We start from the raw sequence: 16136 nt of genomic DNA on the forward strand, positions 1-16136 counted from the left end.
GTGCTGTGCCAGGATGGAACAACGTTCGGATGAGGAGATTGGTGCGACGTGACCACGCCAGATGACCAGGCTCGCGAACCCGGGCCCGCCGAGCCCGCGGCGGAGATCGACGGCGAGGAGGCCCCGGACGTCGGGTTCGCCCTCGGGGGCCTGCCCGGTATGCCGGATCTCGGCGCACCGCCCCCGCCGCAACCCGATACCGCCACGCGCGCAAAGGAACTCAGCCACGAGGTGGCGCGCCGGCTCGCCACCGTGAGCCCGGAGGGCTGGCGGCGCCTGGAGGCGGTGTTCGCCCTGACCACGGTGGCGGAGGCGGGCCAGATCCTGTTCTCCGACGACGAGGACCGCGGCATGCGGATGCAACCGCCGGAGGACGTGTTCGAGCTGGTGCGCGAGCACCGGCGGATCTCGGCCCAGCTCGGCGACGGCCCGTGGTGGCGGCTGCTGCTGACGCTCACGACCGCGGGTGAACTCGAGGTCGACCACGATTACGGCGACGAGCCGTTCCCCGACGATCAGCTGTTCCCGCCCGACGTCTATCGCGCGGATCTGGAGACCTACCCGCGCGACGCGCTGCCGGTCTGGCTGGCGGCCTACCTCGGACACGACGACCGTCAGTCGCGCACCCCGCAGGAGGCCGCGGCGGCGGCGCGCGCGGATCGTGCGTCCGGTGTGCGCGGCGTGGTCTCCGAGCGCGACTTCCCGACGTTCCCGGTGCTGTGGTCGCGGTGGGCGGTGATCGCGTCGGCGTTCGTCGCCGCCGGATCGCAGTGGGGCCCACGGGTACTGCCCGCCCTGGGCTGGTTCGAGGGCGCCAAACGCAGTGGCTCCACGCTGTATTCGCTGCCCGGCGGCCGCGCGGTGCTGTCCGGCGGTGTGTGGAACGCGCCCGAGCTGGATGCCGCCTACAACAGCGGCCGCGCCCTGCCCGCGCTGTACGCGGGCGCCCCCGAATGGGTGGCCAACCCGGTGCTGAATCCGCGCGCGGGCAACGGCCTGCTGTCGTTCTGCTACTGGTGGGAGAACGGCCGGTGGCATCGCGCCGAGTCGCCGGAGTCCGATCAGCTCAGCGCCGCGGTGCCCGGAATCTGGACGGCCGACACCGTCGCCGACGTGGTGACGCGCCTGCTCGCCGAGGACCCGACCGACGACCAGCGCGCCGCGGTGGCGAATCTGGTGTCGGCGGCCGAGGTCGGGCTGGCCACCCGCGACACCCTCGTCGAAGTCTTCGGCGACGAGGGCGAATTCGATATCGACGGCGCTTTCTACCAGCTGACCATGGCCGGCGTCGCGCTCACGCTGCCCGAGCCGATGCCGCAGGACGACGCGATCGACCGGGTCCGGCAGTTCGTCCGGGACGGCGGGATGGAGACGAGCGGCTACCCGCTGGAGGAATTGCGCGCCGACCGGATCAGCGTCGGATGGATGGTCTACGTGCCGACCGCTCCGGGCGAGATCTCGCTGGGCCGGGCCATCTTCTACGTCGCCGACGACGGTGTGCTGGAACAGTCCTCGTCCTCGGTGGCGCCCTCGCGCTACATCGAGGAGTTCGCGCGGCGCTTCCACGATCGGCACGGCTCGGTGGACGCCACGACCGCGTAATCCCGTCGTATGCAGGATATTTGCCCGGGGAGCCCCCGAAAGTAACGGATGCTTCGCCTCCCGTTCACATGTCACAATGCTTGAAGGCCGTTGTGCAAGGGGAGGTTTGGCATGGCCGGGAATCTGAAAGTGACGGCGCACGGGTTGCGTAGCACCGCTGGGCATTTGGACGGCGTCATCGGCAAGCTGCGGCGGATCCACGACGGTGTGGACAAGATGGACGCCGCCGCGGCCGGGTGGATGGGGACCGACAGCATCGGGCACGCCCTGAACGATCCGGCCAAGGGGTACGACATCTCGGCGAAGAACACCAGGGAGAACCTTTCCGCGAAAATCGAGCTGCTGCAGACCTATCGCGACGGTCTGATCCAGGGCGCCGAACACCTCGAAAAGATGGAAGACGACAACCGGCAGGACGTCGACGTCAGGACATAGCCGGATGCCGGTATCGCATGAGCAGGGTCGGGGCTCAGTGAGGAGGGCGCGATGGTGGACGACGTGACGACGGCGCAGTTCGCCGATCTGATGGAGTCGCTGCGCGAAGGTGTCGAAGCGATCGCCCGGGTCCAGCGGCAGCAGGCGCAGCTCACCGCGACCGCCTCGGCCGCCGGTAAGCGGGTCACCGTGATGGTCAACGCCAAAGGGGTGGTGATCCAGACCAGGTTCGGCCCGGATATCGAGGACCTGACCTACGCCGAGATCGCGGCGGCGGTCACCAGCGCCGCCCAGGACGCCGCGGGGCAGGTGTTCCAACGGACCCGGGAGCTGGTCGAGGGACTGCGGCAGGAACAGTCCCGGCTCCCCAACTTCTCGGATTTCCTTCCGGGTATGCCCGACGTCGAAGCCATGCTGCCGGAGCCGCCCGAGGTTTCCACCGCACCGCCGGGGCAGCGGCCCGAGCAGGTCGAGGACAGTGCCGAAGAGCCGGCGGTATTCACGGGCGCTGTCACGCTGGACCCGGCCGGCGAGCGGTCGAATATCTCCGAGTCGAGCTGGTGAGTGGCGCCGCGTTGTCCGGTGTCGCGGAGGGCCGATGAATGGGCCTCGACGATATCGATATCACGGTTTTGTGGGAGTGGATCCCGGACTGGATTCTGACCGCGCTCAACTTCGGGTCGAAGTATCCGGACGGCCGGCATATGGACGGCTTCGATCTGAGAGACGGCTGGCGCCGGCATGCCGATGAGCTCGACAGGCTCGAGCAGGACCTGAGGTCCGTCACGGACGAGACGTTCAAGTGGTACGAGGACGGCGAGGGCGCGGACAAGATCAAGGAGCAGTTCGACGCCCTGTTCGCGGCCGATTCGAAGACGTCGTTCCCGGCGCTCGTCGAGAACATGAAAGGGATGGGGAAATACGCCGGTACGGGCGGCACCACGATCGAGGGCACGAAGATGCTCGACGCCGTATTCGCCGGTATCACCGCCCGCATGGTTTTCGCCTTGCTGCCCGAATGGCCCTGGGGCACAGCGAGTGTCCCGCTGGTGCTGGCCACCGGGCGGGTGGCCATCGGGCAGGCCTTCGCGAAGGGCGTGGAAAGGGCCGGGCTGGAGGCCGCCGAGGGGGCGCTGAAGAAGTTCCTGGAGAACTACGTCAAGAAGGTCACCATCGAGAATGCCGCCACGCCGCTGCTGCGGTGGGCGGGAGAATCGGCCGCCAAGCAGGCCGCCGTCCGGGCCGGGGTGGCGGGTGTGGACATGGCGGTCAAGGGCGCGGCCCTCGACGCGGGTATCCAGGGCGTTCAGATGGCACTCGGGCACCGCGAGGAGTACGACTGGCGGCAGACCGCGCACACCGGAATCATGTGGGGCGTCGGGGGTTTGGTCGGCGCGCCGATCGGCATGGCCGGTGAGAATCTGGTGCGGAACCTGCCGTCCCGCTTCGCGACGGTGGCGAATATGGGTGTCCACGCCATCGGCGGCGCGGCCGGTATGTATGCCGGTGGGATCACCGACCAGGTGGCGACGCAGGTGTATCGCAATGTCCGCTACGGCCAGTCGATCGACCTGGGCAAGGTGAACTACCGTCCCGACTGGCACATGGTCGGGGCGGGTGCTGCCATGGGCGCGCTCGGCGGCGCCAACCGGCCGAAATATTCCACCGACCTCCAGCTGTCGCCGGGGGCGGCGGCCGGGGACGGTTCGATTCCCCGGCCCATGCCCTCCGCTGCCCAGGAGGCTGCGGCGAAGGTCCAGGTCGATCAGGTGGGTCGGCGGCTCATCATCGACAGCCACCCCGACCGTGTGATGGATCCGGGAGCGAAGGCCCGTAACACCGAAATCTTCCAGCGCGCGCAGGAACTCAAGGATGCGCCGGTGGCGTATCGGCAGGATGGGGCGGGCAATCACGTCCGCACGCCGGAGGGTCAGCGGATCCCGATGACCCAAACCGAACGCCTGGCCGAGATGCGGGGCCTGGAGCAGCGCCTGAACGGTGCGCCCGCGTCCACGACGGCGTCGCCCGGAGCGGCCACGGGCGAGGGGGCTCACCCTGCGAACGCCCGCCCGGCCCCGGCGGGTGAACAGCGGGCAGCCCCCGTCGGTGAGCAGCGAGCCGCGCCGGCGGGTGAGCCGCGCACGGGAGCAGCCAGGGGCGAGACACGCGCGGGCGCAGCGGTTTCGGAGCGTCCCGGACATGGGTCGAATCTGGCCGCCGAGGCGCGGAACGAGCCGGTGGCCCGGGTGGCCGAGCCGGCCGGCGCGGAGTCGGAAACGCATGCCGTGCCCGAACGGCGCGGTGGTGTCGCGCCGGAGGAGCGGCCGGGGGGCGTGGTCCCGGAGCAGCGACCTGGCGGCCTCGCGCCGGAGCAGCGGGCGGCCGGTGTTGCGCCGGAGCAGCGGGCGGCGGGTGTTGCGCCGGAGCAGCGGGCGGGTATCGCCGGGCCGGAAAGGAGTGTGCCGCAGCGGGATTCCGCGGGGGATGCCGGTCAGCCGCGTGGTGATGTCATGGCGGAGAAGGGCGACCACGACGGCGCCGGCCGGTCCGAGCCGGATCACGCGGCCGTCCGCTACGACAGTGAACTGGCCAATGGCCAGGGCATCGTCTATCGCGAGAATTCCACCTCCATCGGTGAGGACGGCGAGACCCATCGCGTGCGTGACAACGTGCGCAACGAGGGCGAGCACGATGTCGTCGTCCACGGCAGTCGTGACGGCGCCCCCATACCAGGCCGTGGCCACGAGGTCCATCCGGAGCAGATCGTCGAGGCGATCCGCAACAATCCGCACTATCGCGAGGGCACCCCGATCAGGCTGCTGGCGTGTCACAGCGGTAACGAGGTCGGCTGGGCCCAGTACATCGCCGACCGGCTGGGGGTGCCGGTCCGGGCACCCACGGATTCCGTGGGAACGCCCCGGAAAACGGACTCGCCCGCGATCATTCGCGACAACGGCAGATGGGAGACCTTCGAACCGCGGCGCGCCGAGGAGGCGCTGCCGGCGGATCGTCCCGAGAACGCTCCCGCCCCTCGGGCGGACTCCCCTGCGGGGCAACGGCGTTCGGCGTTCGACGACCCGCCCGGCTGGGACTTCATGGACGAACCGTCGCGTCCGGAGTCCGGCGAGGGGCGACGGTCTCCGTTCGAGCAGGCTCTCAAGTACGAGGAGCCGCCGCCGCTACGACCCCGTCCGTGGCCGGTCGACCCCGCGTCCGGCTATGTGATCCGGGATCGTGATCTCGATTTCCTCGGCTTGAACCGAGAACAGGTCGAGTGGTGGATGTCCGGGGAAGCGGTGCTGGGCATGGATCCGCGGACCTACCGGGTGTGGCGGTTCGAGCTTCTGGAGGCCCTGGCGAAGGACGGGGTCCCCCTCGATCAGGTGGACATTCGAGTACACGGCTCGGGGGTGAACTTCTTCTCCAGCGGAGGCAAGAAATTGCTGACCGAGGAGGAGCTCGCGGGACATCCCGAGGCGCTCGAGCGGATGCGCGAATGGCTCGGTGACGATCCGGAGCGGCCGACCGGGCGGCCGTTCGACTCGATGTACCGGCTCGGTCTGGACCTACGCAGCGACTTCGACCTGAATATCTCCTCCGGACCGATGTTCGAGCGGGCCGCCGGGAAATGGGATCCGGAAAAATTCGGAGGCTCATTGACGAAGGACCACGGTTACCTCAACAAGCGGCTCGCCCATTCGGAGTTCCCGCACCTGCACCGGTGGGCGGCCGACTGGGGCGCTCGGACGGGCCGGGAGATGTCGCTCGCCATCTTCGATGCCCACGGCCCGGTGGATGTGCGGCATCTCGGCGTCTTCAAGGACTCCTTGGTGTTCAGCGAGTCCGACTGGATTGTTCATCGTCCGCCGGGGGACGCGACGCCGCCCAGCCCCGACCACGACGGCTCGCCCCAGCCCGACGAGACTCCGCCCGCACCGGACCCGACTCTCTACGACTGGATGGGCGCGGAGGAATACACCCTCGCGGAGTTCGACACCGCGCTGACCGAGCGCGCCCTCGAGGTGGCTCGTGAGAACGGGACCACTCCGGAAGCCGAGATCATGCAGTTCGTCCTGCAGCGCGCGGTCGTCCGCGTCTTCGCCGAGCATCCGGATGCCTGGATCCTCAAGGGCGGCGAATCCTTCCTGGCCCGTTTCCCGGACGGGCGGGCGACCACCGACCTCGACCTGATCCGGATCACCGAGGGTGATACGGCACGGATGGAAGCGGACTACAACGCGGCGTTGTCCCGCGATCACGGCGACCACCTGCGGTTCGAGTGGCTGCGGAACGAATCGATCGCGGGCGGACGCGGAATCCGGGTCTTCCACCAGGTGTATCTCGGTAGCCGGGAGCCGATGGAGCTCGGTATCGATCTCGTGCCCAACCGCGAGATCGACGGTTACCCGAGCGATACGACGCACTGGGTCGGTGAGACACACGCCTTTCCGGCGCGGCAGCTGTTCCGATTCGAGGGAGTCGGGGACCCGAGCCACATCCGGATCCTCAGCCTGGAGGGTTTCGTGCGGCAGAAGGTCGCGGCCATGTACACCCACGACAGGGATGGCGGCCAGCCTCCCCAGCGGTGCAACGACCTGGTCGATCTGACGCTGGTCGCGCTGAAAACGTCGTGGGACGGGCCGCGGGCCCACGCGATGCTGCGCGAGGAGTTCGAACTGCGCTGGTCCCAGGGCGAGCAGTTGTACCCGCCGGACAGGTTCGCCAACCCCAACCCGGAGTGGGGCCCGAAGTACGCGGACTACGCCCGGGTCACCCCCGGCCTTCCCTTCACGACGCTCGGCGAGGCCTTGCCGTTGCTCGGGAAGTTCCTGGACCCGTTGCTGAAACCCGATCCCCCGCAAGCCGATTGGGACCACCGGACGTTGAACTGGGTGCCCCGGGACGGGGCCGGGCCGACGGTCGGGACGCCGCCCGAACCGCGGGATCCCCCGGGCATCGTCGTCGCGCCGCTGACCGAGGGGATACCTGCCGAGCCCGGTGCGATCCACCCGGCGGAGGTGAAGCTGATCCCCACCCCGGGAGACAATCCGCCCTCGACCGCATTCGCCGAGCCGGAGCGTATCCCGCAGTGGGACAGGCTGTCCGGCAGTGCGGACAGCGTGGGTAGCGTGCCGTCGATCGTCGACGGTGTGATGAACGATCCATCCGTTCCGGAACTCGCGGACAAGCTCGCGGCGATCCGGGACGGCCTGCTTCCGGAGTCTGCGGGCGCACCCTCCCCGGTGCAGAACTGGGACAGCAAGAACCTCCGCTTCTATTCCTTCCAGGCCGGCGAGTTGTTCATCCACAGCGCCGCGGCGATGACCGATCCGGCGATCACGATCGAGGTCGGCTACCTCCCCGATCGGGTGGTCGACGCCTATGCGCGGGAGGCCGAGGCGACCCATGTCTCCTATACCGGCGAGCTGCCGGACGGCATGACGCGGAAACAGGCCGATGCCGTCGCGCTGTGGCGCATGCTGAAGGGCCGGCCCGTCGTCGACGTCGCCCCCGCCGAACTCGTCCGCGATCTGCTGGACATGCACGCCCAGCCGCTCGTCGACGCACTGGCGATGCGGCGCAACATCATTCACGAGTACGGCATCGCGCCGGAGCGGGTTCGGCTCGCCTACGGCGACGACATGCGCCTGACGCAGACGGCGGAGCACCAGCACATGCGCGCCCACATCCGGGCTCTCGGAGCGCTCCGCGACGACCCCGAAGCCGCCAGGGCGGCCATGGTGCGGGGAATGTCCGGCGCGGACCCCGAAGCGCGGTGGGAACGCGCGCGAGGCGTGGTCGACCGGCTGGACGCCGCTGCCCGCGAACTCGGCGTGCCGGCCGAGAAGATCGCCCTGCTGTGGGTCCGCGACCAGCGCGCCAATCCGACCGCGAATCGCAACGGCCTCGACACGCAGCCCGGAGTGCTCCGCCAGCTCATCGAGGAGACCAGAGCGGCGGATCCGGAGCGGCACGTCGTCCTGGTCGGCGACGACATCTTCCACAACCGGACCGGGCTGCGGGAGGCGTGGGCGGCGGACGGCGTGCTCGACGGCGTCGACACCACGACGATGGTGAAGTTCTGGGACAAGGCTCGAAACGGCGGCACACCGCTGGGGCCGGGCGAGCAGGGGCTGGTCTTCCACCAGTTGCTCGCCGATCGGGACATCATCCAGATCGGCACCGAGAGTGGGGCTCTGGAGATACCGTTCCTCCTGGGTGTGCCCACGGTTTACCTCGAGAACCAGGTCTTCCACCTGAACAAGGGCAACCGCTGGACTCTTATCTCGCAGGAATGGCGCTACGGCCACTTCGAGACCGTGTGTTATCCCGACGGCACGGTCGAGCTGGACGAGTCCGGGCACCCTGTCCGCGAGTTCCATCAGGTCGGCGAAACGCTGCCGCCCCCGCTCCGCACGGTCGCGCGGGTACAGTTCGGGCCCGATCTGGCGGTGCCGAAGGATCGCCAGGCGATGCCGAGCGATTTCCCGCACCAGCGGGTCGCCCTCACCGCCGACCGGGTATACCGCTTGGTCGAGACCGGTGAGCTGGATCGCTGGGCGCACCGGCTCGGGTACACCGCGCCGGACGGGGCCGGGGAGCGGGTCGCGTGGACCACCGAACAGTGGGCACGCAGCCGGTACTACGCGGATCAGCTGCACAGCTGGTTGCACACCGAGGCGACGCCGGATACCGCGACCCGCAAGTGGGACGCGATCCGGTTGGCGCTGCGCGGCGTCGTGGACCCCGGCTTCGAGGCCGATCCGGAGATCCCGAACAGGACGCTGGTCCATCCCTACTACGTACTGCAAACGGATCATCCGGTTCCGGCCGCGGAGCACGACCGTCTGGCCCATGCCTACGGCGCCCCGATCGCCGAGCGGCCGGCGGCGGTCGCGGCCGCTCTCCGGACCCTGCTGAGCGATCCGGGCCTGCGGAGCCGGGCGGTGCGCGACGAACTGCTCTCTCAGCTCGACGAGGCCGAGCTGGCGGCGTTGCGGCGGTCGGCGGCCGGGGTGCTCGACGCGAGCCGAGGATCCGCCGATCCCGGACCCGGCGACGCCGGGTGAGCCGGTGGCGGCCTCGGCGGTGCGTGGTAGTAGGTGATGTCGTAGATGCGGTCCGGGCGGCTGTCTCAGCGCCGGCGGAGGCGCCCGACGATCTCCGCGGCGACCTCTCGGCTCAACGCGTGGTCGGCCTCGTCCGCCGGGCGGATATCGCTCAGTATTTCGGCTATCCGGGGCTCGATCCTCGCAACCTCCTCGGGGGCGGCGAGTTCGGCGTACGCACGCAGGTTGCGCGGCGCCAGCGCGGTCGGGACGAGATCGGGGAGGAAGTAGCGGAGGAACGCGGCGCCGTCGGCGGGAAAACCGCGCTCCGCGGCGAGCGGAACCAGCGCTTCGTGGATCGCCCGCAGGTCCACCACGTCCAGCCGGAGAGCATCGTTGAGCACCCGGCCGATCTCGTCCCGGTCGTACGGATAGCGGACGAGGTCGAGAATGGTCCGGTGCACGGTCGTCACCGGGACGCCCCCGACGGCTGTGATGTCTTCCGGCGCAAGCCGACCGGCGTGCACGACGACGGCGCGCGGGGTGTGTCCGGCCTGCGGCGCCGTGAAAGCCGTCAGTGGCAGTGCGATGTTGCCGAGCTTGTGGAGGCGGGCGGCGGAATGGTGTGACAGCACCGCGTCCTCCGCGGGCTCCCGGGGACGTTCCCAGCGGAATCGCTCGGGGTCCAGCGCCAGCCACGCCGCATAGGGGTAGGCGTATCCGAGGGCGGTGAGACTGCTGGAGAGCTGGAATACGTCGTCGTCGAGTTCTCGCAGCAACTTGTCTTGCCTGAGGCGGTCGATCGTCGCCGCGTCGGCGCCCAGCCGGGCCGCCTGGGCCCGGGTGATCAAGCCCAGCTGCCGTGCCGCCGCGGTCGAAAGCTCATAGTAGAGTGCCTCCAACATCAGTCCTCCCGTGTGGCCTTGGCCTCAGGCTATCCAACACGGGGGTGAGAGTCGGTGCCACACCGATGTTTTCAGGGCAGAAATGCCACCTGATCCGTGTCAGGATGGTGGGCGGTCACACTCCACAGTGCGCGCGAGGGGAGAGGGCGGATGAGTGGTACCGAACCTCGACTGCTGCTGATCTTCCGTGGGAGTCCGGACACGACGCGGCTCGACCACCTGCGACAGGCGCTCGGCCTGCGCCCGCACGGCCGCCTGACCGATCTCGAGGACGCGCACTTCGGCTCCGCGGACCTGGCCGGCGCACCGGCCCAGATGAACCTGTGGCGCGACGACGGTGACCATTGGTCGATAAGCATCGACGCGGATCCCTCGGCGCCGCTCGCGGACGACGATATCGCGCGCTGGCAATCCGCCGCGGAGGCCGCAGCGGCGGACGCGGGCATGGCTCTTCTCGAGCGGCGCTCGTTTCCGGGACGCGCTGCCGAGACCGCGCCTCTGCGGCCCGTCGGGTTGTACCGCGAAATGTATAACGGGAGCCATCCCGAGCTGCCGTCCCTGTTCGAGTCCTACACCAGCCGGGTGATCGAGGATCGTGATCGGATCCTGGAGTACCTGCGGACGGCGCCGGCGGTATTCGACGTCCTGGACGTTCTCGTCGACGTGGTGAACGGCACGGACCGGATCATGAGCGCGTCGTCGTTGCGATCGGACGGAGTGTGGATCTGGCGGGTCGACTCGATCCACTACCTCAGCCACTATGAGCTGGACATACCCGACAGCTTCCTGCGGCACGTACGCGCCCGCGACTACCGGCCACCGGCCGACGTCGACTACGACGAGTTCGAAGCCCAGATCCTGAAGTACTTCTGATACGCACCCGGCTCCGTCCTCGAACCAGCGAACCCCTGCCCCGAAGTACATTGCGGCGCAACGGCGCTGCGGCCGCTGTGACCCTGGTCGCAGGGCGGTTCGCGGGAAGGTTTTCTTTACCGCCTGTTAAGGCGGCCCGGGCACGCTTGGCGTGCAAGGTGATCCGCCGCTGTAGCACGATGGTCACGGGAAGTCCATTCACAGTTCATCCCGTCTGTGGGAAGATCGAGTGCCATGGCATAGGCCCGGGGGTACCGGGGTGGAGGGTGGCCGGAGGCGGCGGACCGCACGGCACGGCAGGGCAGGAGTTGAGCGATGGGCGGAGAGGGTTACGTCACCCCGTCGGATCTGAAGAGCCAGGCGAAGAGCGGTGTCTTCGTCATCGAGGACGGCGCGCCCGCCGCGGCAGTGAATCTCGTGCGTGATGCCTACGCCATCATCGACTACGCCGGGGGCCAGTCGAAGAACTCCTCCTCCGAGGGCGCGTACAACATGGCCTTCGACGCGAAGGGCACCAACTACTTCGGCAATCTCCCCTCCGGAATCCGCATCAACCAGCATTTCGCCGATCTCGGCAAGGACCTGCTGGACGACAAGCTGAAGTCGTTCAAAACCGCTCTGGAGGACATCGGTCAGGCATTTCTCATGGGCGGAAAGATGGCCGACCGGACCGAGGAGGCGTCCCGGATCGCGTTCGAGCATCAGCTGGACAAAAGCGACGTCATTCAGCGGAAGCATATCGACCTGATCGGAATGCAGCGCACCGATCACAGCACCATTATCACCCCGGCCGAACTGCCCAAATGGGTTGCGAAGGAAAAGGAAAAGAAGGACGACCCGGGACCGACGCCCAGTCCGTCGCCGCAAAAGTCGCCCGAGGTCACTACGACCCAGACGCCTTCCTCGTCCGAATACCCGGCCGTCAAGACCACACCGACTCCCGCGCCGTCCCAGAAGGCGCCCCAGCCACCGCCCAGTAGCTCCGACCCGAAGCCGGAGAACCTCGCACCCAAATCCGACGGAAAGGGCAAATACGAGGGCTCGGCACCCGCGAACGCCGCCGATCCGCACTACAAATCGGTCAACGTCGGGGTGGAGGCGCCGGAGCAGATCGTCTTTCCGGTGGCTTGTTCGCTGGGAAATTCGCTCGCGGGCAAGTATTCCCAGCTGCTCACCCTGTCCGCCGACTGGAACCGGATGGCGTCGCGATTCCAGGTCGCCTTCAACGATTTGCAGACCGGGATGCAGGACATCGTCGGTCCCGGCCGGTGGGAGGGACACAGCGCGGATATGGCGACCAGCGCCGTCGGTCACTACGCCGCCGCCGGTATGCAACTGGTGGCGGCGATGCAGAAGGTCGGGTCTCTCCTGCAGGAGGGGGCGGGCTGGGTCAGGTCCACCGAACTCGGCATGCCGACATGGAAAGAGGGCATGGCGAATCCCAGCCCGGATAACTACGACGCCTGGCAGAAGTTCGCGCAACAAACCTTCGCGGCCTACTACGTGCCCGGCGCGAATGCGTGCTCGGTACTTCCCGTCCTGCCCACGTCGAAGGGCATCACGGGCCAGAAACCCGGCGATCCCCGCAACCCCGGTAACCCCGGCAATCCTGGTAACCCCGGCAGTCCGAACAGCCCGGGTTCCCCCACCGGCGGCGGCCCGAGCGCCGCGCAGCAGCAACAACAGCAGCGGCAGTTGGCCGCGGACGCCAAGCGGCGCGAGGCGGAGATCGAGAAGCAGCGCAAGGAACTCGAGGCGCAGAACAAGAAGAACAACGCCGAACTGGAGCGACGTACCCGGGAAGCCAACGCGGCCATCGCAAAGCAGAAGGCCGACATGGAGAAGCAGGGCCAGCAGCAGGCCGCGCAGCAGGCGATGCAGCAAGGCATGTCGGCCGCGCAGCAGGCCGTCCAGCAGGGCATGCAGGCCGCTCAGCAGGCAGCGGAGCAGGGCTTGCAGCAGGCCCAGGCCGGGCTCGCGGGACTGCCGGGCGGTCTGGGCGGCCTGGAGTCCGCGATGTCCAAGGCGGCCGGGCTCAGCACGGGCAAGGGCGGCGGCGGTGCCGGGGGCGGCGCAGGGGGCGGAGCGGCATCGCAACTGGCCAAGGATGCGATGGCCAAAGAGGCGGCCATGGCGTCCAAGCTGTTTCCACGGGCGGCCGCGAACCAGGAGGCCGCGGCGATGGGCCGGGCGGGACTCGCCGCCACCGGACAAGGCCAGCCCGGTTCGCCCGGCGCCGCCGGGTCGCCAGGGCACGGCGCGGGTGGCCAGCAGCAGAAGGAACACAAGCGGTCGGTCAACCTCGAGTCGGTCGACAATCTCGACGAGGCGCTCGGTGAGGCCCCCGTCGTCGTCCGGCCGGTCCTCGAACAATGAACCGCACCTGGAAGTTGAGCGATCTCGAGTACTACGCCCTATGGCGCTCGGTGGTAGAGGATTTCCTGCCGTTCCCGCTCATGTTCGCCACCGATATCCCGACCGACGACGAGTTCCGCAGGGAGCTCCGGCGCACCCTGGACGAGGTGCGGGGCAGGCTGAACGGCGAGTTCGACGACGCGCTGCGTGCCATCACCGAGCCCGATCTCTGGATCGCGGTGACCGGATGGGATCCGAGCGACTGGGACAATCCGGAGCATGTGGTCCGGTTGGTCGGTGTCCGGCGCGGTGACCGCGGCTATCTGATCACCCAGCTGCCCGGCCGGACCTATTGGCACGCCGGTGGTTTCACCGTCGCCGAATGCCATGCCGTCGCGCTCGCCGACGCCGTGGTGGGGGCGATGCCGGAGAACGAGGCCGGACGGCTGCCGGATATCACGCTCCCCGGCGAGAGCGCCGCGGGCTTGGACTTCGACTACGGCCGGTCGACCGTGCGCGATTCGTTCGATGATTCGATCGGCGACCGCGCCCAACGCTTCCTCGACACGCCGACGCCCTATTCGGGCACCATTGATGTGCACCAGGGGGCCTCCCGGTTCGGGCCGCGCGGCCGGGTCCGCTATCGGCTCGAATGGCGCGATCTGGTCGACGACGGCCGCTATGTGATCGATGATCGAATCCCGCCGGTGGCGCGCGCCGTCGACCGCGCTCATCTGATAAACGCGATCAATACCAAAGTCGCCGAGGTCATTCGCGCGATCAAGGACGAACGGATATGGCAATGACGGCTGTCGCGGAGGAGACACCATGACCGGGGAACAATTCGCTCCGGAGGAGTGGAGCGCGACCTCTCGGACCGGCTCCATAACCGTGCGCACCACCGAACAGGGTTTGCCGGTGGGGATTTCGGTGGAGCCGGGGGAGTTGCGGAAGGATCCGCGGGCGCTGGCGACCGAGGTCGTTCGGCTGTGCCGGCAGGCGGCGAACCGGGCCGGGTTGCAGCGGCGGGCGCAACTCGAGGAGGCGGGGATGGCGCCCGAGATGATCGACCTCATGGGCCTGCCGACCCCAGAAGCTGTGGCTCGTCAAGAAGTTGCAGACGAGGAAGAATACGAGACAGAGCCGGATACCTGGCTGCGCTCTGTGTAGCGATCGAGGAGGGGTGCACGAGCGTGTTGTACGAGACTTTCGACGAGTTGGAATCCAGCGTCCGACAGCGGTTGTATCGATTGCAGGATCTGGCCGACGGTATGCGATCGGTCCAGGCCACGGAGACGTCCCCGGACGGTTCGGTGACCGTGACGGTCGACGGTAACGGTGCGCTGCTTGATCTTTCGTTCACCGAGGCGATTTCGACGTTGTCGCCCGCCGAGTTCGAGCGCCGCCTGGTGGATACCGCCGCAGCGGCCGCGCACCGGGCATTCGCCGAGCGCGCGGGACTTATTACAGCATTCAACGAGGAGGTCTCCGGATAGCCACCCGGCTGTTCACGAAGATTGTGCAAACTTTTCACACACAGCCTTCCGACGCTTGTACATCGGTGGGTACGTTCGAAATCAACGGTCAATTGTCTTGTGGGATTGAGGGATTACCATGGGCGAATTCGTAGCAACACCCGATGCGATCCGTGACTACGGGAACGCGGCGGCCACGATGGCCACCGGCGTCGGCACCGCGGGCGCCTTCGACCAGACCGCCACGATCGCCGCTGTCGTACCGGTTTTCGGCCTGCTGGGTCAGGAATTCCTGATGTCGTTCGCGTACGCGCAGGCCAATCACGCCGCTTCGGTGGCGGAGCTGGCGGGCGTCCACGCCGCCACCGCCCTGACCGCCCACGACGCCGCCGCCGCGTACGAATCGACCGAGCACGACTCGGTATCCACGTTCGACGCCGCCAAGCGCTCGGTATGAACGCGCCGCTGGACGCCTCGATCCTGGATATGTTGCGGGGCAGTGCCATCGCGCCGATGATCGATCGGCCGGTGAACGACGTCCTGCGCGATATGGGCCTGCCGCAGCTGCCCGACCCGAACCACCTGCCGCAGCTCCCGCCGCTGCCCGAGATGCCGCCCATGCCGGTACTCGACCTGCACGCCATCGCCAAGCCGCTGACGGATCTCGCCGGCGGCTTCGGCAACGGCCAGATCGGCAGCGGCCCGGGACCGGATCCGACGCAGGTGATGCAGGGCGTCAGCACGGCCTTGACAACGGCGATGTCGCTGGGTACTTCGGCCCTGCAACTGGCGATGACGTTGTGGCAGGGGCAAGGTGCGCAGTCGGCTGCCGCGAAGGCCGGTGAGGCGAGCGCCGACGGTTCGGTCCTGATGGCGCAGAGCGGCGAACAGAAGGGCGTGCTCGGCGGCGCCGCTACCTCGATGGGGATCGGCTCGGCGAACATGGCCGCGATCATCGCCAAGTACACGGCCACCATGACCGCCGGTGCGCCGCTGCTGGCGACGCCGGGCGGCCAGGTCTTCCTGGTGGCCGCGACCGTCGAGAGCCTCACCGAGGCGCTGGCCCAGGTAACCGAGACCAAGGTCGAGATGTTCGGGCACTCGGTGCGGATGACCAAGGCGGGGAAGAAGCACAAGGTCACGAATCCGCCGAAGCCTACGGGCGGTGGCGCGAAGAGTATGGACCCGCAGCAGATGCAGCAGATGTTGCAGATGCTCACCCCGCTGATGTCGATGGCGCAGACCGGAGTTCAGACCGCCACTCAGGTCGGCACGCAGATGACCCAGGCGAATGCGCAGATGTCGGCGGCCAAGTCGGCGTCCGATATCGCAGCCAAGGACAGGGAAGAGCAGGACCGCGCGGCGGCCGAGGGCGCCGGCGGCGACGCGGGTGGCCCGGCCGGCGGTGTCGGCGGCGGCGCCGGTGGCGCACCGATCGGCCC

12 protein-coding genes are annotated in these 16136 nt (G+C 68.4%); 11 read left to right on the forward strand and 1 reads right to left on the reverse strand.

Annotated elements, in window-relative coordinates:
* Nucleotides 1-48: 48 nt before the first annotated feature.
* The 4 genes from ON41_RS05900 to ON41_RS05915 all read left to right on the forward strand — a co-directional run bounded on the left by ON41_RS05900 (nt 49) and on the right by ON41_RS05915 (nt 9107).
* Nucleotides 49-1602, forward strand: coding sequence for a hypothetical protein (locus tag ON41_RS05900; protein WP_246829455.1), 1554 nt, complete (start codon nt 49-51; stop codon nt 1600-1602).
* Nucleotides 1603-1713: 111 nt separating this feature from the next.
* Nucleotides 1714-2037, forward strand: coding sequence for a hypothetical protein (locus ON41_RS05905; protein ID WP_157185373.1), 324 nt, complete (start codon nt 1714-1716; stop codon nt 2035-2037).
* Between the two features lie 51 nt (nt 2038-2088).
* Nucleotides 2089-2601 carry a YbaB/EbfC family nucleoid-associated protein gene (locus ON41_RS05910; RefSeq protein ID WP_040745756.1) on the forward strand — a complete coding sequence of 171 codons (513 nt, stop codon included), beginning with the start codon at nt 2089-2091 and terminating at the stop codon, nt 2599-2601.
* A gap of 38 nt (nt 2602-2639) precedes the next feature.
* Nucleotides 2640-9107 (forward strand): DUF8616 domain-containing protein, encoded by a 6468-nt coding sequence (locus ON41_RS05915; RefSeq protein ID WP_051161014.1) that lies wholly within the window; start codon nt 2640-2642, stop codon nt 9105-9107.
* A gap of 65 nt (nt 9108-9172) precedes the next feature.
* Here the strand turns inward: ON41_RS05915 and ON41_RS05920 are convergent, their stop codons facing one another.
* The gene (locus ON41_RS05920) at nt 9173-9991 is read right to left on the reverse strand and encodes a hypothetical protein (RefSeq protein ID WP_157185374.1); all 819 of its coding nucleotides are present in this window, start codon (nt 9989-9991) and stop codon (nt 9173-9175) included.
* Nucleotides 9992-10141: 150 nt separating this feature from the next.
* Between ON41_RS05920 and ON41_RS42890 the strand changes: the two genes are divergently transcribed.
* The 7 genes from ON41_RS42890 to ON41_RS05955 all read left to right on the forward strand — a co-directional run.
* Nucleotides 10142-10864, forward strand: a complete 723-nt coding sequence (locus tag ON41_RS42890) for a hypothetical protein (RefSeq protein ID WP_246460907.1) — start codon at nt 10142-10144, stop codon at nt 10862-10864.
* A 315-nt stretch (nt 10865-11179) separates the two neighbouring features.
* On the forward strand, nt 11180-13240 hold the full coding sequence (locus ON41_RS05930; protein ID WP_040745761.1) for a hypothetical protein: 2061 nt from the start codon (nt 11180-11182) through the stop codon (nt 13238-13240).
* On the forward strand, nt 13237-14025 hold the full coding sequence (locus ON41_RS05935) for an ESX secretion-associated protein EspG (RefSeq protein ID WP_040745762.1): 789 nt from the start codon (nt 13237-13239) through the stop codon (nt 14023-14025). Before ON41_RS05930 ends, ON41_RS05935 begins: the two co-directional genes overlap by 4 nt.
* A 22-nt stretch (nt 14026-14047) precedes the next feature.
* On the forward strand, nt 14048-14389 hold the full coding sequence (locus ON41_RS05940; RefSeq protein WP_040745763.1) for a hypothetical protein: 342 nt from the start codon (nt 14048-14050) through the stop codon (nt 14387-14389).
* Nucleotides 14390-14412: 23 nt separating this feature from the next.
* Nucleotides 14413-14715 (forward strand): YbaB/EbfC family nucleoid-associated protein, encoded by a 303-nt coding sequence (locus ON41_RS05945; RefSeq protein ID WP_306307773.1) that lies wholly within the window; start codon nt 14413-14415, stop codon nt 14713-14715.
* Nucleotides 14716-14833: 118 nt separating this feature from the next.
* On the forward strand, nt 14834-15151 hold the full coding sequence (locus ON41_RS05950; protein WP_040745767.1) for a type VII secretion target: 318 nt from the start codon (nt 14834-14836) through the stop codon (nt 15149-15151).
* Nucleotides 15148-16136 (forward strand): hypothetical protein (locus ON41_RS05955; protein ID WP_040745769.1); only part of this gene is annotated, 989 nt, incomplete at its 3' end. The genes ON41_RS05950 and ON41_RS05955, both read left to right, overlap by 4 nt.

Origin of the sequence: Nocardia transvalensis NBRC 15921, assembly GCF_000308875.1 — a bacterium.
GTDB lineage: Bacteria > Actinomycetota > Actinomycetes > Mycobacteriales > Mycobacteriaceae > Nocardia > Nocardia transvalensis.